We start from the raw sequence: 21,520 nt of genomic DNA on the forward strand, positions 1-21,520 counted from the left end.
CATGGAGTTTAGGTGTCTTGATGTTCTGCTATTGGGAGTAGTGTTTGATGATGGAAGTAGAATCAAGCAAGCTTAGCCAGCTCTTAGGTGCTAATGCTGATGTTCGTAGTGTTTCAGATTATTTATCTTTATTTCAAACTTTTTTTGACACCTCACTAGATAATATTGCTGTGTATGGCTTAGCGGGGCAGTTGGTTTATGCAAACGCAGCCTTGCGCAATGCACTGAATCTAAAAAAAGACACGGGTGCTGACTATGTGGACATTAAAAGTCAGGAAGCATTTGATCAATATTACGATGCGCTTAATCGAACGATTTCTAGTGGTGAGCCTCGTGCAGTATTAATCAATTTCGAGCACGCTAGCCTTTCTAGGGTGATTTATGACCTAGTTCACTTCTCAGCTATTAAGAACCAACAAAACCAAGTGGTTGGCGTCATTGCTGTTGGGAGAGATCTTGACTTTAATAAACAACAGAAAAATCAGGAGACGGTGCAGCGTGAGCAATATTTGCGCGCACTGATGGACACATTCCCTTTTATCGTGTGGATGAAAGACAAGTCAGGCCGCTTTATGGCAACCAATCGCAAGTTTGTAGAGGTCGTTGGTGCTAAACATTATGAGGACTTAGAAGGTAAAACTGATTTTGATTTTTTCCCGACAGAGATGGCGCAAGGTTACGCCTGTGATGATGAAGAGATCTTAAAAACCGGTGTGCCTAAAAGCTTCAATGAGCAGATAAAGAAAGAAACTGGCGAGATTTATTGGGCTGAAACCTATAAATCTCCAGTACAGTTAGATGGACAAGTGATTGGCACTGTAGGCTTTGCACGTGATATTAGTGAAAAGCAGCATCTGGTATCTGAAGTTACTAAACAGCGAAACGCCTACCAATCTTTAGTACAAAACTTACCGACGACCATTATTCGCTACGACCTTGATGGCAAGAGAATTTTTGTAAACTCACGCTGTTTTGAAACATATAACATAGAAGTTCCGTATGAGCTGAATAAAACTCCTTTAGAGTGGTGGAGCCCTTATATTGTGAATGTGACGGGGGCGGAGTTTATGACGCAATTAATGGAGGTTATGCAATTTAATGTCCAGAAGACGTTAGAAATCCATAGTATGCATGAGGATAAAGTGGCTGTGCATCAGTTGCGCATTGTGCCTGAGTTTGACGAAGTGCATCAGGTGTGTGGCGCATTAACGATTGCGACTGATATCACGGAAGTGGCTGAATACAGACGTAAAATCGAGAGCATGGCTTTTCACGATCAATTAACGGGCTTACCTAATCGTACTTTGTTTTCTCAGCAACTCTCAGTAGCAATCGATCAAGCTAAAACTAATAACAGCCAGTTTGCTTTAATCATTCTTGATTTAGACCAATTTAAATCAATCAATGACACAATGGGTCACGCAATTGGCGATAAGTTGTTGATTGAAGTTGCTAGAAGAATTACTAATAGCCTCGATCAACATTGTACGTGTGCCCGCTTAGGTGGCGATGAGTTTATTATTTTGGTTGAGTCAGTACCGAGCCGTGAGCATGTCGAATATGTGTCTAATGTACTTCTGAATCAGATTATGCAGGTCTACGTTATCGACGGTTCTGAATATTTCATTTCCGCAAGTATTGGTATTGCATATTTTCCAGATGACAGTGAGGATATGGATGACCTGCTTAAATATGCTGATTCGGCCATGTATCATGCAAAAAAGGGTGGGCGCAATCGTTACCATACTTACTCTCCAGCTATCACGGAATCTATACAACATCGCCTCAATGTAGAAACTGAGCTAAGACGGGCAATTGAGAATGACGAGATTTATTTGGAATATCAGCCGATAGTGGATATGACAAGTAATCAGGTAAAGGGATTGGAGTCGCTATGCCGATGGCATAGTCGTAAGTTGGGTATCGTATCCCCGATGGTTTTTATTCAGATTGCTGAAGAAACAGGCATGATTGTTGAACTCGGCCAGTGGATTATGCGGGAAGCCTTTAAAGCAGCTCGGCTTCTTAACGCACAACTTAAGCACCCAGTATCTGTTTCAGTAAATTTATCTGCACGTCAGTTCTTTGAGGTTGACCTTATCCATCAGGTACGTCATTTGTTGAAAGAGCAGCAGTGTAATCCTGCATGGATTAAGTTCGAAATTACAGAAAGTTTGTTGCTGGAAAGTAACCAGAGCGTGTTAAATGCGCTCAATGCTTTTAATGACCTTGGTATCAAAGTTTCGCTAGATGACTTTGGTACTGGCCAGTCTGCACTTGCTTATTTGAGTAAGTTTCCTATTCATCAAGTGAAAATTGATTATTCTTTCGTAAAAGAAATCACCAGCAATCCAAATGATGCACTTTTGGTGAAGGCAATTATTGCGTTGACTGCCACCTTAAATAAGGAGCTAATTGCCGAGGGGGTTGAAACTTCAGCGCAAGCCACACTTCTGCAGTCATATGGTTGTCGGTATGCGCAAGGCTATTTGTACTCAAAGCCGATTAGTTTGCAGGCTGTCCAGCAGTATTTGGAGTTAAGAGAAGCTTAGTCTGGCTTACAATTACGCTGGGGTATGGCGGCTAAGCGCCCAGCGTACATGCTCTTGCAGCGTTTCATTTTCATGATGTTGGTGTTGTTTGAGTGCATTGATGACTTCTGGGGTAGTTTCTGCGTTACCAAGGCCTACCGCAATGTTTCTTAGCCATTGCGTATAGCCGATTCTATAAATAGCACTGCCAGCCATTTTTGTTTTGAATTCCTCTTCAGTCCAGTTGAAACAGTCAATTAGGCTCACGTCATCGAGGCCATGTTTCACTGCAAAATCTGTTTCTTTGGTGATTTCTGCGAATTTATTCCATGGGCAATATAGTTGGCAGTCATCACAGCCGTACACGCGGTTGCCAATTAACGGGCGGAACTCAACAGGGATGCTGGTTTTGAGTTCTATAGTGAGATATGAAATGCAGCGTCTTGCGTCCACTTCATACGGCGCCGTAATGGCCTGTGTCGGGCATACTTCCATACATTTGCTGCAACTGCCGCAGTGATTGCTGGCAGGTTCGTCAATAGGTAAAGCTAGGTTGGTGTATATCTCACCTAAAAAGAACCAAGAGCCATGGTTCTTGTTGATTAATAGCGTATGTTTACCACGCCAACCTATACCTGCTTTTTCTGCCAGCGCCACTTCCAATACCGGTGCGCTATCCGTAAAGGCACGATACTCAAATCCATCCACTTGATAGTGTTGCAATTCACTTTGAATTTTTTCGCACAGTTTTTGCAGTTTATTCCGCATCACCTTGTGGTAATCACGTCCCAATGCATAGCGCGAGATAAAGGCTTTGCTACCGTCTTGCAAGATGGTATCGCTGTCCGCAGCCTGCGGTGGCAGGTAATCTAGGCGTGCGGAAATGATGCGTTGCGTATTCGGGACTAATTCATGGGGGCGGGTACGTTTAGTCCCGTGTTTTGCCATATAATCCATGTCACCATGCAAACCTTTTTCAATCCAAGCTTGATGTTCAGATTCTGCAGCTTGCAGGTTGGTGTCTGTAATGCCGATTTGACTAAAGCCCAGCGCCAGCCCCCAATTTTTAATGGCAAGGCTCAGATCGCTCAAGTTTTTAGTAGAATGACTCATGGATAATAATTTTACACTTGAATTGGCCGATGAGGCTGCAACGCTTGCCTTTGGTACCGTATTAAGCAAAGCTATCGTCGCTAATCTCACTATTTACTTGCATGGAGACCTGGGTGCCGGAAAAACCACCTTGGTCAGAGGTTTACTGCATGGCCTAGGGTTTGCCGGCAAGGTAAAAAGCCCGACCTATACTTTAGTTGAACCTTATGAAAATATTGAGGCGGCACAAGGTGTATTGAATCTTTATCACTTTGATTTATATAGATTTAACGACGAGGAAGAGTGGGAGTCTGCTGGCTTTAGGGATTACTTTAATGCAGCCAGTGTTTGCTTGATCGAGTGGCCGGAAAAAGCCGAGCATATATTACCCACCCCAGACTTGGATATTTACTTTGAGATTAAACCAGATGGGCGTAAGGTGCGGGTGATAGGGCACTCACCACTTGCTCAGGTCTGTATGAAAAACATTAAAGAGTTATATAACTAACTTATGATTAAACATTATTTCTCTATTTTATTGTCCTTAACGCTCAGCCTGATTGGCGCGTTTGCCATTACGGCAGCAGAGGCAAATACCGTGACTGCGGTGCGTATTTGGCCTGCGGATGTTTACACCAGAATTACCATAGAAGCCGACAAGTCTATCGTCTATAAAATGACAGTGTTAAAAGACCCAGAGCGTGTGGTGGTGGATATAGAGGATATTGACTTAAATACTGTGATTAAGGCCTTAGGCGAGAAGGTTTCGGAAAGCGACCCCTATATCGCTAAAATTCGCGTTGCCAACTTTAAACCTAAAGTAGTGCGACTAGTGGTGGATTTGAAGGCTGAGGTAAAGCCTGCAATATTTACTTTAGCACCAGCGGGTGATTACAAACACCGCTTGGTGTTAGATATTTATCCAATTAAAGACCCGTTAATGGCGATGCTGGATCAGCGTGATAATACTGAGCCCGCTATCGATAGCACTGCTACTAAAAACAACACGCCAGCAGTCACCACTGCTCCGCTTACTGATGCGCCCGCTGTGGCCGTATCGAGCAATCCTGTGCCAGAGGTGAAGGTGGAGCCGGCAATTAAGCCCGCAGCCAATAGTGTGACTGAAGCTACGCCTGCCGTGGCTCAATCTACTGCTACGCCGCCTGTTACATCACCAGTCACTCCTGCAAAAGAGGTAATTGAGAATAAACCGACTACTAAAGGTTTACGTCAAATTACGATTGCGATTGATGCAGGCCACGGCGGTGAAGACCCGGGGGCGATGGGTGCTACAGGAAGCCATGAAAAAGAGATTACCTTGGCGATTGCTAAAAAACTGAAGGCAAAAATAGACGAAGACCCTAATATGCGTGGTGTTTTGACGCGTGATGGTGATTACTTTATTCCACTGCATATGCGCGTGATTAAAGCGCGTAAGTTGCAAGCCGACCTGTTTATTTCTATCCACGCTGATGCATTTACTAACCCGGCTGCTCGCGGTTCATCCGTATTTGCGCTATCTGAAAAAGGCGCAACCAGTGCCGGCGCACGCTATTTGGCGAAGAAGGAAAACGAGTCTGATTTGATTGGCGGTGTGAGCTTGAATGTAAAGGACCCGTTGCTTGCAAGAACACTATTGGATTTATCGCAAACAGCCACGATTAACGATAGCCTGAAGCTGGGTAAAGCTGTGCTGGGCAATATTGGCGAGATTAATAAATTACATAAAAACCATGTGGAGCAGGCTGGTTTTGCTGTGTTGAAATCACCGGATATTCCTTCTATCCTGGTGGAAACTGCATTTATCAGCAACCCTGATGAAGAGCGCAGGCTGAATGATGAAGCTTACCAAGACAAACTGGTGTCGTCGATCGTTGCTGGCGTTAAAAAATACTTCTCGACCAACCCGGCGCTTGCTAAAACGAAACTTGCACTGGATTAAGCTTACTAACTAATGATACCCAGCTAGTACATAGCTAATACAATACACAGCGTGGATTTGCCAGTGTTCATTTAAAAGGGGTGTGCTATGGAACTCACATTTTTAGGTGCAACTGGAACCGTGACTGGTTCTAAGTATTTGTTGAAAAGTGGTGACAAGCAGATATTGGTAGATTGCGGCTTGTTTCAGGGGCTTAAGCAATTGCGCTTACGCAACTGGGCAAAGCTACCAGTCAACCCAGCGCAAATTGATGCAGTGGTGCTGACCCATGCGCATATTGATCATAGTGGCTATTTACCGGTATTGGTGAAAAACGGCTTTGCGGGCAAAGTCTATTGCAGTGAGGGGACGGCTGATTTGTGCAAGATTATGCTGCCAGATTCTGCCCACTTGCAAGAAGAAGAGGCCGAATATGCAAATCGCCGCGGCTTTTCTAAGCATAATCCGGCGTTACCTCTATATACCCAGGAAGATGCCGAAAATACACTTAAGCTGCTCATGCCGGTTAGCTTTGAGCAGGATGTAGATTTAGGCGACGGCTTAACTCTCAGGCTGTCCCCCAACGGCCATATTTTGGGGTCTGCATTTGTGCGCATTCATGACAAAAAAACTTCAGTGCTGTTTTCTGGCGATATTGGGCGCTCCAATGATATTTTGATGCGCCCTCCGGTACGGATTAAGCAAGCCGATTATTTGTTGATTGAATCCACTTACGGTAACCGTCGGCATGAGCGTGATGACCCCCAAGTTAAATTAGCCGCGATTATTAATAAAACAGTCAGCCGCAAAGGTGTGCTTGTTATTCCGGTATTTGCGGTAGGCAGGGCGCAAGAGTTGCTGTATTACATTCATCTATTAAAAGCATCTTGCGCGATTGCAGGTGATACTCCGGTGTATTTAAATAGCCCGATGGCAGTTGATGCGACCGAAATTTTTAACCTCTATCATGGTGAGCATCGTTTAAGTGCCGAGCAATGTCGCGCATTATTCAGTACGGCGCATGTAGTAAACAGCATAGAGCAATCTAAAGCGCTGAATGAAGCCAAAGGCCCTATGATTATTTTATCTGCCAGTGGGATGGCGTCTGGCGGGCGGGTGGTGCATCATTTAAAAGCTTTCGTTACTAATGCCCGTAACACTATTTTGTTTGTAGGTTTCCAGGCAGCAGGCACTCGCGGTGCTGCGATGTTGGATGGCGCAGAAAGTATTAAGATTCACGGTGAATATATACCGGTACGCGCACACGTGGAGTTGATCTCCAATCTTTCTGCGCATGCTGATTACTCTGAAATATTAGATTGGCTTGGTGGGTTTGAAGCGCCGCCTAAGAAAACCTTTATCGTGCATGGTGAGCCGGTTGCGGCTGATGCAATGCGGCGTCATATAGAAGAGAAGTTGCATTGGCGAGTTGTCATGCCTGAGTACTTGCAAACTGTTCAGCTAACGTAACTAGCGCTGGGTCGCAATAAGCGCTTAGTATCTTCTTCTGCTGCTTAAGTAATCCAACTCTCTGCTGGTGTCGCCATAACCTGCTTGCGTGAGTAACGCACGCTCTATATAGCGGCTCACTTGTGTACGCAAGGCACTGACCTGTTGTCCATCTACAAAATGCTGGGGGAATTTAAAGCTTAGCCATGCGTATAGGCTTAGGTTGTGGCTGAGCATTTCAGCCTCTTCTAAATGCTTAGGGTTTTGTGCCTCTAGCCAGCTTGGTGCGGCTGGTAAATGCCTGATAGTAGACTCGGCAACGCTTTTGAGGCACAGTAGGTAATAATCTTTTTCAAATGCAACATTGAGTGAGATAGGCGCGAAAACAAAGATATATTTATCTTTTAACGACATTTTAGGTGCATATGCATCCACAATCAGTGCTTGTGTGATTTGCGTGGTGAGAGATGCCTGCTCAAAGATGGCATGGTTAAAGCGTGTTCTTTCCTGATGGTAACTCAGCACCTCCGCAATTTTATTGGTATGCATTTGATGTGCAATGTTGCTGACCTGTTGTAGATTAATATTAACGGGTAGTTTGCTTAAATCTGCTGTGTCGTCTGCGGAGAGCATGTGCTCAATATGAAGCAGCTCATCATTTTCCAGTACGCTGACGTAACCGGTGGCGTAAATGCCAAAGCGCCCGGCACGGCCTGCAATCTGTCTTACCTCAGTCATGTTAAGCAGCCTGGATGCAACGCCGTCAAACTTATGGATATTGGCAAATATAATGCGGCGTATCGGTAAATTTAGCCCCATGCCAATCGCATCGGTTGCTACTAAGATATCCGCTTGTCCTGTGTTAAAGCGTTCAGATTCGGTTCTGCGCACCTCGGGTGAGAGTGCGCCATAAATACTGGCCACGCTAAAGCCCCATTGGCGAAACCTAGCTGCAAAAGTCAGTACATCTTTGCGGCTAAAGGCAATGATGGCATCGCCTTTTTGTAATTTTGGCTTTAATTTTTGCCGGCTGTAATGTTTGCCACACAGGCTATCTTGTTCTAGCACTAGCGGTGTTTTACGTACCAGCTGCGTAATATCATAGCTTTCATTGAGTGTTTTTATGGTGGCAATACAGGGGGCGGTCACGGCAGTTGAGCCGCAGATGAATACTGTGGCAGCAGGTACGCCTACTAGAGCAGCTGTCCAAGCCGAGCCGCGATCTGGGTCTTGCAGCATTTGAATTTCATCAATCACTGCGACTTCTACTTCTTTGTGTGCGTTCATCATTTCGATGGTGGATGCGGTGTGTTGCGCATGCTCCATCATCACGCGTTCTTCGCCGGTAATTAGGTTGCAGGGCACGCCAGCCGCTACTAGGCGGTCTCTAATCTCCATAGCAAGCAGCCTAAGTGGTGCCAGGTATACACCAGACTTAGCCTGCTCTAGCGCTAATAGTGCCTGATAAGTTTTACCGGAATTAGTCGGTCCGAGATAAAAGCGATGATGCCGCTTCAGCTTACGTGCGAGGTGAAAACTGTCCGTATAGCTGTCAGCTGCTGAGTCTTGGTTGGGTGATGTCATGCTGATGAGAATTTATATCAAATCCGTTAAAACACCAATATGCAAATGCTGCTGCTGCTGGATTTTGATGTTATGGCTGGTTGCATTTATCTTGTCTGTAATTATTTTAGAGTACCTATCAACAGTACCTATCATAGGTGTTACTCACCTAGGTTTTCTTAATCTATGGGTTTTATTGTCTCCCAATTTCCGTGTTTCCAAATTTCCCTGTTTAAGTGCAGTAGTTTAGTCACGGTTATATTGCTTCTCAGCTAGCCATGGCTGCTTGGAATAGAAATTGCTTATATGCACTTAAGTATGAATAGTTTTAAGTGCTGGGTAACTGTGCTGATGACGTTCGTTGTGAATATTATGACAAAGGGAGAATATCTTGTTAGCAGATCTAAAGCCTAATCAAGCCGTGAAACATCAGGTTGCGCAAGGTCACCATTTTAAGACCAACAGTTCGGAGGTGAGCACGGAGACGTTTGGTGCACTCATCAATTTGGCTGGGCGTCAACGTATGCTATCGCAACGTATTGTATTAAATGCGGTGCTTTCAACCATGGGACATGAAAGTGCATTGGAGACTGCACGAGAGGCCTTGGCTTTGTTTAGAGTGAGCCATGCTGCCTTGGTGCACGGGAATAGTGAACTGCCAGGCGTGTTTTTTGAAGAGCTGCGTTTGGTTTATTTTGGCGAGATTGAGGCTGACAGAAAAATCACGGAGTTCATCAGCCTAGTGGAGAAAACCATCAGCGCTTGTGAGTCAAAGTTCCGCACTGCACCTGATTTGCTAAGTGAGTTGGGTCAGCAAGCGACGCCCATCGTTGCACTGCTGAACCGTGTGACCGTGGTGTATGAGGAAGAGTCTAAAAAACATGCCAAGGTACAGCGTAAACAGCACCATGAGTTGATGAGCAGCATTCAGAATATTGCGAAACAGGCACGTATTGTGTCTGTGAATGCGCAAATTGTAGCGGCACGTGCCGGTGAGGTTGGGCGTGAGTTTGCGGTGGTGGCAGGTGAGTTGACCAATATCACAGCGAAAATAGATGAGCTGGTACGTGTGGCCGTAGGTAATGCCTCAGTTTAAATATTTAGGTTTAAATGCTTAGTTTTAAATGCTGAGGTGTAATAGCTGACATTGCATCATCCTTTGTAGATGGTTGGTGTTGCGTGACCCTTACGTGCCGCGCTGATGTACACTTGGCTGTGCATGCAGCTTAGCTTGCACGGGAGTGGATGCAGATTATTTAGCTGCTGGTTTGTAGTAATCGGTTGGTTTTCAGATTAGTGCGACAGCACTGTTTTAGTGCGTTAATCTCATGATTGATTAGTGCGTAGCCTGAGCAGGTGCTACTTAATATTACCTAGTGATTACTTGGTCGAGTTAACCGTTGCCAGCTAAAATTACTTGCTAAACACTGCCTTTCAATATTCTTTTCATAAGTCTATGCCATTAGTGTGTGCAAGCGCGGTAATGTGCTTTTTGTGCGCACCTTTCTAGTGATTTACCCTGCTTAATAGTTAAATTGCAGTTGCAAAGCAAGGTAAAATACCAGTATCAAACAATACTAAGACCTTATGGCAACTATACGTTTACTTCCTGATCAGCTTATCAGCCAGATCGCCGCGGGCGAGGTGGTAGAGCGCCCAGCATCGGCACTGAAAGAGTTATTGGAAAATAGTTTGGATGCCGGTAGTACTGATATTCAGGTGTCTTTGCTACAGGGTGGTATTAAGCAAATGCGCGTTACCGACAATGGTGCTGGGGTAGCAAAAGAGGATTTGATGTTGGCGTTAACGCGCCATGCTACTAGCAAAATTTCTAGCCTGGAAGATTTAGAATCAGTGGCCAGCTTGGGCTTTCGCGGTGAGGCGTTGGCTAGTATCGCGTCAATTTCCCGCACGCAGCTGTTAAGCCGTCAAAGTGGTAGCAAGCATGCGTGGCGTATTGGTTCAGAGGGCAGTGAGGTTTCCACTATTGAACCAGCGGCATTAGATGCAGGCACGGTGATAGAAGTCTCTGATTTATATTTCAACACACCGGCACGCCGTAAGTTTTTAAAAACAGAAGCAACTGAGTTTGGGCATTGCGAAGAGATGTTTACGCGCATTGCCTTATCGCGCCCTGATGTCAGTTTAATGTTGCAGCACAATGGACGTGCGCTCAGCCGCTTTGCTATTGGCCAGCCTGAGCGCAGGTTCTCTGAAGTGCTAGGTAGCGAGTTTGTTGCGGAGTCTATACCTGTTGATGAGTCTGCCGCTGGCTTGCGTTTATGGGGAATGGCAGCAAAGCCGACGTTTAACCGCAATAGCCGCGATACGCAATATGTTTACGTAAATGGCCGCTTTGTGCGGGATAAAGTGATTGCGCACGCCATCAGGCAGGCGTATCAGGATGTGCTGCATCATGACAGGCATCCTGCCTTTGTGCTGTTCTTAGAACTAGATCCAAGCTTGGTGGATGTGAATGTGCACCCGGCTAAAACTGAGGTCAGATTTAGGGATAGCCAAGCGGTACACCGCTTTATCTTTCATGCCCTGCATAAAGCGCTGGCGATTCCTACCGGTGTTTCCAACGCAGTGACGGCTAATCAAGCGCAATATAATCCGTTTAGTCCGCAAGTTTCAAATACGGCGCTCGCTAATGGCGGTATGCTCTATCCAACGCAGCAATCTCAAATCAATTTGAGTGCGCATGAGCCTGCTGGTTTTTATCAGACCTTGTTTGGCAATAATGCTAATCAGCCAGCCACCCCTGCAACGTTAACGCTAGACGTGCTAGCAGACAATTCGCTGAAGGCGGAAAGCATCAATGAATACCCGCTTGGTTTTGCCGTGGGGCAAGTGCATGGCGTGTACGTACTAGCCCAGAATAAAGAGGGTTTGGTGGTTATCGATATGCATGCGGCGCATGAGCGCATTATGTATGAAAAGTTAAAACATGCCTTAGATAGCCAGACCGTACAGATGCAGCCGCTACTGCTGCCAGTCAGTTTTAATGCTGATAAGCTGGAGGTGGCAACCGTACATGAAGCCTTGGCCGGCAATCAGGCAACACTGCAGCAACTGGGGTTTGATATAGCGATACTGTCGCCCACCACCCTTGCAGTGCGGGCAGTGCCAACCATGCTGCAAGATGCGGATGCCGTGATTTTAGCGCGAGATGTATTACGTGACTTGCGTGAATATGGCGCGAGCCGAGTGTTGACCGAGCGTAGAAATGAGCTGTTAGGCACCATGGCCTGCCATGCTGCCGTGCGCGCCAATCGCAGCCTCACTATCCCTGAAATGAATGCTTTGCTACGTGATATGGAAGCCACCGAGCGTTCAGGGCAGTGTAATCATGGTCGCCCGACTTGGTTTCAAGTCAGCATGGGTGATTTAGACAAGATGTTTATGCGCGGTAAATAGCCCGCCTGGCGCTGCCATTACGTGGGTGCCGGGTGCTCAACTTGTCTTCTGAATTTATTTTATTGAGTTTTTTTACTAAATTTTTTCTCTAGCCATCGCCAAACCAGGCTGTTCGGTACTTCCACACCATCAATAATATAAGTCAGTGTTTTGGTGTTGTTGAGGATAGAAGGCAGGGTGGATTTGGTCGATGGACTGCCGCAGAATAGGATTCTATCTCCAATCTGTAAGCTGGTATTCGGGGCAGGCACCAGGCTAGGCACATTGTTACGCAATAACAGGATAGGGACCAGCTCTAACTGCTGCTCTCTCTTGGCAGGGTCTTGCATCAGGTGCCGTAAGTTAACATTTAAACCTGCTTCAATCAGTTCTACAGCGGCCGGCGTATCTTCATTGTCAACTCTGATCGCCCAGGTTTCCGGTACGGTTTCGCCCATGGTCATCACCAGCTGGCTAATCAGTTTGTTAGCCCAGTCATTGCTCTGGCCGCGTGCTAGGCTTAAAAACTGCGCCAGCAGCGGCGATATCATGTGTGCCAGACACTCATGGGCAATAATCTCGGTCGGCTGCATGGTAATGTCTGCATTAAACTGTTTAAACAGCCGGCTATTGTGACGTCTGTTTTTACGTATCACAACAAATAGCTTGGGGTTGAGCTCGAAAGCGGTCATCACGATAGATAGATTGTTGATGTCGTTATCGGTACCAGCAACGATACCTACCGCATTGGTAATATCAGCTTCGAGTAAAGTTTTTGCCTCGGTACCGCTGCCTACAATACAGTAATCACAGCCGGTCAGCTCTGGCATGGCTTCAATAATGGTGGTGGTGATCTGCTCACGCTCCAGGTTCTCCACTACCGATTTACCAAAACGGCCATAACCACAGACTACCCAGCGGCCTTTGGGTGGGTTTTCCGGTGGTGGTAGGGTGTCGCCGGGTACGCCGGTCAGCCATTCATGCAGTAGGTAGGTGCCCAACGCGTGTACACGCATCGCTAGTTGGTCGCCAAATAAGGTGTAAGGGTTGATGATGCGGTCGGTACCGAAAGACGCCATGTTCGCTGTAATATCATCGCGCTCGGCACGTGCAATCACCAGCAGTTCAGGGTTCATTAGCTTTACCGCCACAGCCACGGCCAGGTTAACGTTATCGTCATCGGTCAGTGCAATCACGCCGCTGCATAGTGGGTGCAACACACCAGCTCTTTCCAGACTTTCTGGCAAGATGGCGTCTGCACATAAGTAGGGGATGATGTTTCTGGTGTCAATCAGCTCTAGTTCGTTGAGCCGCTCTTGCTGTGGTTCAATCACCACTACCCGCATGCCTTTTTCATCGAGCGCCTTAGCCAGAATGTTGGATGACTGGCCATAGCTGCAAAGTATGTAAAACGGCTCTTGCAACTGGCGCACTCTTTTAGCGAAGCGCTCTGTAGTAACTGCCTGGCGTAAACCGGTGTCTTGCAGCAAAGTAATAATTTTACCGACAGCGTAGAACCAGGGAATCACCGTCAGGTAAATAGAAAATGTTAGCCATAAGCGCTGTGCTTTGCTGTAGGCGTAGGGAATCTCGCCAAAGCCAATGGTGGTGGCGGTGTAGCTGATGACATACAGCGCATCAAAGATGCTTATTTTCCAAGGGTGACCTTGGTCATCCTGCCCTGGCATCAGGGTTAAACCGATAATGGCAATAGCAAAGCTAACGATAATGAGTATCAGCGGGCGCCTTAAGCGGCGCAGTATCAGAAACAGTATGCTATCCATGCTGATTAACTTGGTATGCCAAGTTTGCTATGCTAGGTGCTTAGCGTTTTTGGCTTATGGTTTCCGAAATAAGTAATACAACCGAGATAATGTTAGCCATCAGTGCACCGCCTGACAGGGAGACGATGTACACCGTTAAGCTGGCTTCGTCGTAGGTACCACTGAGTGCTGCCCATAAAATGGCGGCTGCAATCAGTTGCAAGTCGGCTGCCAAGCTGGTGGAAAGTAAAATTGCGCCTACGTGTGTACGGTCGCCAAATTTGAGTACAGTCGCAATCAGGCTCACGATAATCGCCGCATACAGCTCATATGCATGGTGGTGGCTGGCGTTATCAATGTCGCCTATAAAAAAACCAAAATTCAGTGTCATTGCCAGAACGATGAAAAAACCAAAAACAACTTTTTCTAAATTCATGGATAATCCTAATCAACAAAATCTAATCAAGTAAGATGAGGCACAGACATCTAGTTATCTGTAGCAAGTAGCGTATGTTTGCAGCAAACTAACGTTAATCAGCATTATACAGCTTTCATCTGGCATTGATTGTAAGAAGTAAGGGCTCGAAAGGGTCATCTGATGTCTATTGGCGAGTATCTAATCTTAAGATAACGCATTAAGTTTAAGAATAAATGGAATGAATCAAACCACACTACCACCAGCTATTTTTGTCATGGGGCCAACCGCAAGCGGTAAAACCGATTTGGCTATTAGTTTGTATAAAAAACTACCGATTGAATTGATTAGTGTAGATTCTGCCTTGGTTTATGAGGATATGAATATCGGCACAGCCAAGCCTAGCGCTGAGGAGTTGAAGCAAGCGCCGCATGCCTTGATTGATATTATTCCGCCTACCGAGGTTTATTCAGCTGCACATTTTAGGAATGACACGCTGCAGCTAATGGCGGATATCACTGCGCGTGGCAAGATTCCAGTGTTGGTGGGCGGCACTATGCTTTATTTCAAGGCGTTGGAGGAAGGCTTAAGCCAGCTGCCTGAAGCTGACCCGGCAGTCAGGCAGCAAATAGAGCAGGAAGCCTCGGCATTGGGTTGGCCTGCTATGCATGCCAAACTGGCGCTGGTTGATCCGGAAAGTGCCGCACGTTTGCAGCCGAATGATGTGCAAAGAATCGAACGAGCCTTAGAAGTTTACCGTATTACAGGCAAGTCGATGACTGCGTTACATCAGGCTAGCAGTGGTGATACGTTACCATACCGCTTGCTTAAAATTGCACTGGTGCCGAGTGATCGTAAAGTGCTGCACGCCCGTATTGCATTGCGATTTGAGAAAATGTTAGCGCATGGCTTTGTCGACGAAGTAAAAGCATTGGTACGTAAATATCCTGCCTTAACTTCAGATAGCACCTCCATGCGCTGTGTAGGCTATCGTCAGGCTTTGGAGTATTTGGCCGGAGAGTATGATGCAACTGAATTGCGTGACCGCGGTATTTTTGCTACAAGGCAGCTGGCGAAACGTCAGCTAACCTGGTTGCGCAGTATGCAGGATCTGCATCAAGTCGATTGCCTAGATCCGCAGATGCAGGAAAATGTATTGAATACCGTAAGTGCGTTTATTAAAGAGTCAACGTCCAGATAAGCAATTACGCCAGTTAAGCATTTACTAAGGTGTGTATTTACCAAGTTAAGCAATAATTAATAGTTAAGTAATGACTAATAGATAAGCAGTAATTTAGATAACCAATAATTAAAGGACCATGATGAAGAACTTTATAAAAGAAAATTTGGTTTTAGTGGTCGGGCTGACCTTTCCTTTATTGTTGATACTTATTTTTTTCGCTTCGACGGTGATTCCAAAGGCGATGAGTGCACCGCCACAGTATGAAGTGCTATTTACGACTAAATCGTATGACTATCAAAATACGGTGGATTACATGTTGGATTTTTCAGTGAAAAATCAGAAGCTAATGGTTAGCGCCAAGAAGCACGAGGGGAAGGATATTAATTACGATGTAAAACGGCTAATGGTATACGACGCCAAAACTGATACGGTACGTGAGATTGCTATTGATATGTCTCAGGTGTCGGCGACAGCTGGTGCTGTAGCGCTGCACGAAACGGAAAACATGGTGATAGATACAGCGATTGTTTCACCAGATGGCTACACATTGGATGGCCCCAGTTACGGCGGTGGTGGCCTGATGGGCGGGCTGTTTGGTGGCGGTAATCGAGATGGTGGCTTCAGATTGAAGAAAGGTAATGTCGGTTACAAGATTCCGCATACTCAGCAGCATTATTACTATAACCAAGTGCAGTTTATTGGTTGGGTCATCAAAAAATAAGGGGTTGCTATGTCGCTTAAAGATGATGCTTTGCAGGATATTGTTGCATTAGCGCAGAATAATCAGATTACGTTAGCAGAAATTGCTCAGGCGCTTGAAATGTCTTCTGAGCAGCCTAATGCTGCATCCGCTAGTGTGCTACCCAAGTTGTTTGGTTATGTAGGCGGCATATTTGTGTTTGCTGGTATCGGCGTTTTTATTTCCATGTATTGGGATGATTTTGGCTCCGCATCAAGAGTGATCATCACGCTAGGCTCAGGGTTGATGGCTTTTGTCATGGGCTTGGTGTGCCTGAGTGACCAAAAGTACGAGCGTGCGGTAACACCACTGTTTTTAATGGCTGCGCTGCTACAGCCTACCGGCATTATGGTAATGCTGCAGGAGTACTCGTCGGGCGGCGATGTGCGCCATGGCTTACTGTTTATGGCGGCCTATATGTTGGTGCAGCAAGGTGCAACGTTTTGGGCAAAGCAACGCACGGTACTGGCGTTTAGTGCAGTGCTGTTTGGCTGCATCTTTTTTGCCAATCAATTTGATCTCTGGGATGTTGATGAAAAGCTAATCGGCATCGTCATTGGTAGCTCGTTGCTTTGTATTGCCTATGCCATGCAGCAATCCAGGCATATGGCGATTGCTCCGTTCTGGTACTTTGTAGGGGCAGTATTGCTGTTGTGGTCTATTTTTGAATCGGTAGAGAACAGTTTGCTGGAGCCGGTGTATCTTGGGGCGACTGCCTTTGTTATATTTTTAAGTACCTATGTGCGTAGCAGAACGCTGTTACTGGTGGGGACATTGGCGATGCTGATTTATATTGGCTACTACACAGCGGAACATTTTGCCAATACGGTGGGATGGCCGATTGCGCTAGTGATTATTGGTATTGCCTTGATTGGCTTGAGTGCGCTAGCTGTGCGTTTAAATAACCGATATATCAAGTAGGGTATGTAATCATTAGCGCAAGGCAAATCTGTTTTAAGTTTGGATTAGCCTTGCGATGCTGATTATGATGCACGTTTTAGAAATGCGCGCTGATGCGCTTAGCTGCTTCTACACATTCTTCATATGAGGCCACTAGCGCCATGCGAATAAAGTTTTTGCCTGGATTTACGCCGTGCGCTTCACGTGCCAAATAACTGCCTGGTAGCACAGTGATGTTAAGGTCACGATATAGCTTTACAGCAAACTCAGTATCAGAAATATTAGCGTCTTTGATTTTAGCCCATAGGTAAAATGCGGCATCTGGCACCGCTACTTCCAATACATTACTTAGCAATGGCGTGACGTCTTTAAACTTGGCAGCGTAAAGCCTGCGGTTTTCGATCACATGCGCTTCATCATTCCATGCTGCAACAGAAGCTGCCTGTACCGCTGGGTTCATAGCGCAGCCATGATAAGTGCGATAGAGGGTGTATGACTCAATGATTTTTTCATCGCCAGCCACAAAGCCTGAGCGCATGCCAGGTACATTAGAACGCTTGGAAAGTGAGCTGAACACAATCAGATTTTTATAGTCTCTACCCAGTAGATGCGCTGCCTGTAATGCACCTAACGGCGGTGATGCTTCATCAAAATAAATTTCTGAATAACACTCATCGGCTGCAATCACAAAGCCGTATTGGTCTGACAAGTTAAAAACAGTGCGCCATTGCTCCAGGCTCATCACCTTGCCAGACGGGTTGCCTGGGCTGCAAATGTATACCAGTTGCGTACGTGCTAATACATCCGCAGGTACGCTGGAGAAATCCATCACGTGGTTATAGTTAGCATCCTGATGTGGCAGCGTGTTTAAAAAGTAGGGAGTGGCACCGGCTAAAAATGCAGCACCTTCGTAAATCTGATAAAACGGATTAGGTGAAATCACGATAGGATCAGGTTTTTTATGGTCGATAATCACCTGCGCGAACGCAAATAAAGCTTCGCGGCTGCCGGTCACTGGCAGGATGGCTTTTTCAGGATTCAGTGCAGGGATTTGATAGCGACGTGAAATCCAGTCGGAAATCGTAGTTCTTAGCTCAATAGAGCCGATAGTCGTGGGATAATTAGCTAAACCACCTAGATTATTGACTAAAGCGTCTTTAATTAATTGTGGGGTGTCGTGCTTAGGCTCGCCGATGGACAGATTAATCGGCTTAAAAGCTGCATTGGGAGTAACACCTTTAAATAGATCACGCAGACGTTGAAACGGATATGGCTGTAATAAATTTAGATTTGGATTCATAAGGTAGCATTATAGTGAGCAACAGCAATAATAAAAACTTTTTTGCGGTATTTGGCCTACTTTTTGGTGCATTTTGTTGGGGCATCATTTGGTATCCATATCGCTTGATGTCCGAGGCTGGCGTGCCTGGGGTAGCCTCCAGCTTTTATACTTATGCGCTTGCCATTATCTTTGCCAGCCTTTTATTAGGTAAGCATTGGCGCGGTGCTGCCAAGCTACCGGTCAGCATAGTGTGGCTGGGTTTGGTGGCCGGCTGGACCAATCTCAGTTACGTACTGGCGATTATCGACGGTGAAGTGATGCGGGTGATGCTGTTGTTTTATTTATCACCCCTTTGGACCCTGATCCTCGCGCATTTTTGGTTAAAAGAAAAAACACGCTTCACTGGTTATATTGCCATAGTGGCCTCATTAGTTGGCGCATTCATCATGTTGTATGACGCTAAACTTGGCGGCTTACCATTGCCGAGGAATATGCCGGAGTGGTTGGCCTTATCCTCTGGGATTGGATTTTCATTGACGAATGTCATTACCAGAAAATCCAGTCATTTAACGTTAGTAGCGAAATCCTATGCGATTTGGATAGGGGTGATGATGGTTGCCCTGTTGTTTGTGCCGATTATGCAGACATCCATCCCCAGCCCTACCTTATTCGGTTTCACAGAATGGGCAGTGATGTCGTTAATTGCATTGCTGCTGATTGCCGCCACTTTTTTTGTGCAGTACGGCGTAGCCAAAATTGAAGCAACGCGTGCATCTGTGCTGTTTTTGTTTGAACTGGTGGTAGCTGCTATTGCTTCCTATTACTTAGCGCATGAAACCATGGAGCTGAATGAGTGGCTGGGTGGAAGCTTGATTGTGGTTGCTGCGGTATTTGCCGCGATTCAACATCCGGATGCTGCTTAGGCTGCTCTAATCTGCAATGTGGGTCTGACTGGGTTGGTTAAAACGGGCGTGGTTTATTGTGGTGTAGGGCTGTTGGGTTGGGTGAGTAAAAACTGTTCAAACTGCTGCTCCGGTAGTGGTTTGCTGTAATAGTAGCCCTGTAGCTGGTCGCAGCCTATGGATTTGAGGTAGTCGTATTGATACTGTGTTTCTACGCCTTCCGCAATCACCTCTATCCCTAAGCTCTGCCCCAATACCACGATGGCTTTCAAGATGGCTTTGTTGGTAGGGTCTTCCTCAATGCTGCTGACAAACACTTTATCGATTTTTAATCGATCAATTGGAAAATCTTTTAAATAGGCCAAACTGGAATAACCAGTGCCAAAGTCATCAATCGCCAGTTTTACGCCAAGTTTTTTCAATGAGTGTAAGGTCTCAATAAACTTGGATGAGTCATCGATCAGTGTATTTTCGGTAATTTCTAGCTCTAGGTAGCTGGGATCTAGCTGCGTTACGGCGAGGATTTTCTTGATGGTGTTGGCTAGGTTAGATTGCCTGAATTGCCTGGGCGATACATTGACGGCAATCGGGACATGGAGGCCAGTTTTCTGCTGTAGAGCTTTGGCTTTATAGCAGGCGGTGGCGAGCACCCATTCCCCTATGGTTTCAATAAGGCCGGTTTCTTCCGCGATGTTAATAAATTTTAAAGGGGAGATAAGGTCTTGACCTTCGGGTTGCCACCGGATCAAAGCTTCGGCCCCGCATACTTTGCCCGTTGCAAAATCTACCTTGGGTTGGTAATGCAATATAAACTCTTCTAACTCAATGGCTTGGCGCAGATTGTATTCTAGGGTGACGCGCTCGGTTAATGCGGCGTTGAGTGCCTGTGTGTAAATCTGGAAGTTATTTCTACCGGCTTTCTTAGCCTTGTACATGGCGGTATCGGCATTACGCAATAGTAAATTGGCATCCAAGCCATCATCTGGATAAATGCTGACGCCAATGCTGCAAGTGACCAGATAATCCATATTGTTGATGGTAAGCGGTACAGCCACCGCTTCCAGTATGCGTTGCATACTCATAAAAATATCATTGGTGTCGTCTATATTGGTGAGTACGATAACAAACTCATCGCCCCCCAGCCTGACTACGGTGTCGATTTCACGCACGGCGCTGGATAATCTTTTGGCCATAATAACCAGTAACTGGTCACCGACTTCATGTCCCATACTGTCGTTAATCAGTTTGAATTGGTCTAAATCCAAGAAGGCAACTGCCATTTTGTTTTTGTAGCGATTGGCAAAGTTGATGCACAACTGCAGCCTGTCGTTGAGCATGTTGCGATTAGGCAAGCCGGTGAGGCTGTCATGCATTGCTTGGTATTCTAGCTTTTCTTCGTAATTCTTGCGGGCGGTGATATTCTCGACTGTGCCTTCGTAATACAGGATATTGCCGGACTCATCATTGACCACACGGGCATTTTCAGAGATCCAGATAGTGCTTTTATCTTTGCGGTAAACCAATGACTCAAACTTCTCTACGCTCTCGTTCTCTTTCAAGAGCTGTACAAATTCTTCACGACGCCCCGGTTTTACATAGAGCTGCTCTTGTATGCTATTGAATGCATGGATAAGCTCATCCGGTGAGCTGTAGCCGTACATGTGCGCAAGTGATTGGTTAACAATGAGGTAGTGACCATCTGCTGTAGTTTGGAAGATACCTTCCAGTGTGTTTTCAAAGATGGATCGGTATTTAAGTTCTGCGGCCAGCAATGACTGTTCAATGCCTTTGCGCTTAGCGATATTCTGAATATAACCCTCTAGCGCAATCACCATGCCGGCATTGTTATAAATTGGATTGCCGCGCTCTAATACCCAAATCACACTGCCATCTGCATGATTGATACGGTATTCAACTTCGTAGCGGTTACCTTCTGTTAGTGCGTTCTGAATCGTGTCGCGCACCATCACTCTATCTTCTGCAAACGTCACAGCTTCATAAGAAATATACTGGTTATGCAGCAGGTCTTCAGGAGCATAGCCGGTCAGCTCTTTGCAGCCATTACTTACAAACACCATGGTCCAGTCTTGATCATACAAGCAGCAGTACAACATCCCTTCAAGGTTATGAATCAGTGCATCATGCATGTGCTTATCGTTCTTAAATGCGACCATGGATGCCCCAGATTGATGTTGTGATGAAACGAGTTTCATTGAGTGTTTGTTATATCAAAATTTATCTCTCACTACTTAAGCATTAACTGTGCCATCTTATATTAGATGTTGGTATTAGATGCCAGTTGAAGTAGGCCGATTCAAACTCCGCTTTTTAAAAGGAGCTATTGCTAATGTAAGTCGATGACCTATCCAATGGCATTCATT

Annotated in this window: 16 protein-coding genes; 10 read left to right on the forward strand and 6 right to left on the reverse strand. The window is 45.9% G+C overall.

The genetic code is table 11. The features are described 5' to 3' along the window. Positions 1-47 precede the first annotated feature (47 nt). Positions 48-2,552 carry a sensor domain-containing protein gene (locus MMOL_RS04245; RefSeq protein WP_015831779.1) on the forward strand — a complete coding sequence of 835 codons (2,505 nt, stop codon included), beginning with the start codon at positions 48-50 and terminating at the stop codon, positions 2,550-2,552. A 12-nt stretch (positions 2,553-2,564) separates the two neighbouring features. Here the strand turns inward: MMOL_RS04245 and queG are convergent, their stop codons facing one another. Continuing rightward, complete coding sequence (queG, locus tag MMOL_RS04250) at positions 2,565-3,644, reverse strand: tRNA epoxyqueuosine(34) reductase QueG (RefSeq protein WP_015831780.1); 1,080 nt, start codon at positions 3,642-3,644, stop codon at positions 2,565-2,567. Between queG and tsaE the strand changes: the two genes are divergently transcribed. From tsaE to MMOL_RS04265, 3 genes are all read left to right on the forward strand, one after another. Beyond that, on the forward strand, positions 3,643-4,131 hold the full coding sequence (gene tsaE, locus MMOL_RS04255) for a tRNA (adenosine(37)-N6)-threonylcarbamoyltransferase complex ATPase subunit type 1 TsaE (protein ID WP_015831781.1): 489 nt from the start codon (positions 3,643-3,645) through the stop codon (positions 4,129-4,131). The genes queG and tsaE overlap by 2 nt on opposite strands. Positions 4,132-4,134: 3 nt before the next feature. Next, entirely contained in the window at positions 4,135-5,565 is a 1,431-nt protein-coding gene (locus MMOL_RS04260) for an N-acetylmuramoyl-L-alanine amidase (RefSeq protein ID WP_015831782.1), read from the forward strand. A gap of 87 nt (positions 5,566-5,652) precedes the next feature. After that, positions 5,653-7,014, forward strand: coding sequence for an MBL fold metallo-hydrolase (locus tag MMOL_RS04265; protein ID WP_015831783.1), 1,362 nt, complete (start codon positions 5,653-5,655; stop codon positions 7,012-7,014). A gap of 24 nt (positions 7,015-7,038) precedes the next feature. Here the strand turns inward: MMOL_RS04265 and MMOL_RS04270 are convergent, their stop codons facing one another. After that, complete coding sequence (locus MMOL_RS04270) at positions 7,039-8,577, reverse strand: helicase-related protein (protein WP_015831784.1); 1,539 nt, start codon at positions 8,575-8,577, stop codon at positions 7,039-7,041. A 370-nt stretch (positions 8,578-8,947) separates the two neighbouring features. On the opposite strand from MMOL_RS04270, the gene MMOL_RS04275 reads away from it, so the two are divergent. Both MMOL_RS04275 and mutL read left to right on the forward strand, forming a co-directional pair. Next, a complete protein-coding gene (locus MMOL_RS04275; RefSeq protein ID WP_015831786.1) occupies positions 8,948-9,652 on the forward strand; it encodes a type IV pili methyl-accepting chemotaxis transducer N-terminal domain-containing protein in 705 nt (234 codons plus the stop codon). Between the two features lie 491 nt (positions 9,653-10,143). Next, positions 10,144-11,976 carry a DNA mismatch repair endonuclease MutL gene (gene mutL / locus MMOL_RS04280; protein ID WP_015831787.1) on the forward strand — a complete coding sequence of 611 codons (1,833 nt, stop codon included), beginning with the start codon at positions 10,144-10,146 and terminating at the stop codon, positions 11,974-11,976. A 59-nt stretch (positions 11,977-12,035) separates the two neighbouring features. Here mutL and MMOL_RS04285 read toward each other — a convergent pair whose 3' ends face one another. Together MMOL_RS04285 and MMOL_RS04290 are read right to left on the reverse strand one after the other, a co-directional pair. Further along, positions 12,036-13,739, reverse strand: a complete 1,704-nt coding sequence (locus MMOL_RS04285; RefSeq protein ID WP_015831788.1) for a potassium channel family protein — start codon at positions 13,737-13,739, stop codon at positions 12,036-12,038. A gap of 40 nt (positions 13,740-13,779) precedes the next feature. Further along, positions 13,780-14,154 (reverse strand): DUF6394 family protein, encoded by a 375-nt coding sequence (locus MMOL_RS04290; RefSeq protein WP_015831789.1) that lies wholly within the window; start codon positions 14,152-14,154, stop codon positions 13,780-13,782. Between the two features lie 220 nt (positions 14,155-14,374). Here MMOL_RS04290 and miaA point away from each other — a divergent pair, with 220 nt between their 5' ends. The 3 genes from miaA (at position 14,375) to MMOL_RS04305 (ending at position 16,976) form a co-directional block, all read left to right on the forward strand. Beyond that, positions 14,375-15,334 (forward strand): tRNA (adenosine(37)-N6)-dimethylallyltransferase MiaA, encoded by a 960-nt coding sequence (gene miaA, locus MMOL_RS04295; protein WP_015831790.1) that lies wholly within the window; start codon positions 14,375-14,377, stop codon positions 15,332-15,334. Between the two features lie 121 nt (positions 15,335-15,455). Further along, positions 15,456-16,037, forward strand: coding sequence for a hypothetical protein (locus MMOL_RS04300; RefSeq protein ID WP_015831791.1), 582 nt, complete (start codon positions 15,456-15,458; stop codon positions 16,035-16,037). Between the two features lie 9 nt (positions 16,038-16,046). Further along, on the forward strand, positions 16,047-16,976 hold the full coding sequence (locus tag MMOL_RS04305) for a DUF2157 domain-containing protein (protein ID WP_015831792.1): 930 nt from the start codon (positions 16,047-16,049) through the stop codon (positions 16,974-16,976). 76 nt (positions 16,977-17,052) lie between these two features. Here the strand turns inward: MMOL_RS04305 and dapC are convergent, their stop codons facing one another. Beyond that, positions 17,053-18,255, reverse strand: coding sequence for a succinyldiaminopimelate transaminase (gene dapC / locus MMOL_RS04310; protein ID WP_015831793.1), 1,203 nt, complete (start codon positions 18,253-18,255; stop codon positions 17,053-17,055). Between the two features lie 14 nt (positions 18,256-18,269). Between dapC and MMOL_RS04315 the strand changes: the two genes are divergently transcribed. Continuing rightward, positions 18,270-19,160 (forward strand): DMT family transporter, encoded by an 891-nt coding sequence (locus MMOL_RS04315; protein ID WP_015831794.1) that lies wholly within the window; start codon positions 18,270-18,272, stop codon positions 19,158-19,160. Positions 19,161-19,213: 53 nt separating this feature from the next. On the opposite strand, the gene MMOL_RS04320 is transcribed toward MMOL_RS04315, so the two are convergent. Beyond that, complete coding sequence (locus tag MMOL_RS04320) at positions 19,214-21,352, reverse strand: putative bifunctional diguanylate cyclase/phosphodiesterase (protein WP_041928533.1); 2,139 nt, start codon at positions 21,350-21,352, stop codon at positions 19,214-19,216. Positions 21,353-21,520 lie beyond the last annotated feature (168 nt).

The sequence above is a fragment of the Methylotenera mobilis JLW8 genome (assembly GCF_000023705.1).
In the GTDB taxonomy this organism is placed as follows: Bacteria; Pseudomonadota; Gammaproteobacteria; order Burkholderiales; family Methylophilaceae; genus Methylotenera; species Methylotenera mobilis.

Coding starts and splice junctions, on each gene's coding strand:
- MMOL_RS04245 (WP_015831779.1), top strand. CDS start 48: ATGATGGAAGTAGAATCAAGCAAGCTTAGCCAGCTCTTAGGTGCTAAT.
- tsaE (WP_015831781.1), top strand. CDS start 3,643: ATGGATAATAATTTTACACTTGAATTGGCCGATGAGGCTGCAACGCTT.
- queG (WP_015831780.1), bottom strand. CDS start 3,644: ATGAGTCATTCTACTAAAAACTTGAGCGATCTGAGCCTTGCCATTAAA.
- MMOL_RS04260 (WP_015831782.1), top strand. CDS start 4,135: ATGATTAAACATTATTTCTCTATTTTATTGTCCTTAACGCTCAGCCTG.
- MMOL_RS04265 (WP_015831783.1), top strand. CDS start 5,653: ATGGAACTCACATTTTTAGGTGCAACTGGAACCGTGACTGGTTCTAAG.
- MMOL_RS04270 (WP_015831784.1), bottom strand. CDS start 8,577: ATGACATCACCCAACCAAGACTCAGCAGCTGACAGCTATACGGACAGT.
- mutL (WP_015831787.1), top strand. CDS start 10,144: ATGGCAACTATACGTTTACTTCCTGATCAGCTTATCAGCCAGATCGCC.
- MMOL_RS04285 (WP_015831788.1), bottom strand. CDS start 13,739: ATGGATAGCATACTGTTTCTGATACTGCGCCGCTTAAGGCGCCCGCTG.
- MMOL_RS04290 (WP_015831789.1), bottom strand. CDS start 14,154: ATGAATTTAGAAAAAGTTGTTTTTGGTTTTTTCATCGTTCTGGCAATG.
- miaA (WP_015831790.1), top strand. CDS start 14,375: ATGAATCAAACCACACTACCACCAGCTATTTTTGTCATGGGGCCAACC.
- MMOL_RS04300 (WP_015831791.1), top strand. CDS start 15,456: ATGAAGAACTTTATAAAAGAAAATTTGGTTTTAGTGGTCGGGCTGACC.
- MMOL_RS04305 (WP_015831792.1), top strand. CDS start 16,047: ATGTCGCTTAAAGATGATGCTTTGCAGGATATTGTTGCATTAGCGCAG.
- dapC (WP_015831793.1), bottom strand. CDS start 18,255: ATGAATCCAAATCTAAATTTATTACAGCCATATCCGTTTCAACGTCTG.
- MMOL_RS04320 (WP_041928533.1), bottom strand. CDS start 21,352: ATGAAACTCGTTTCATCACAACATCAATCTGGGGCATCCATGGTCGCA.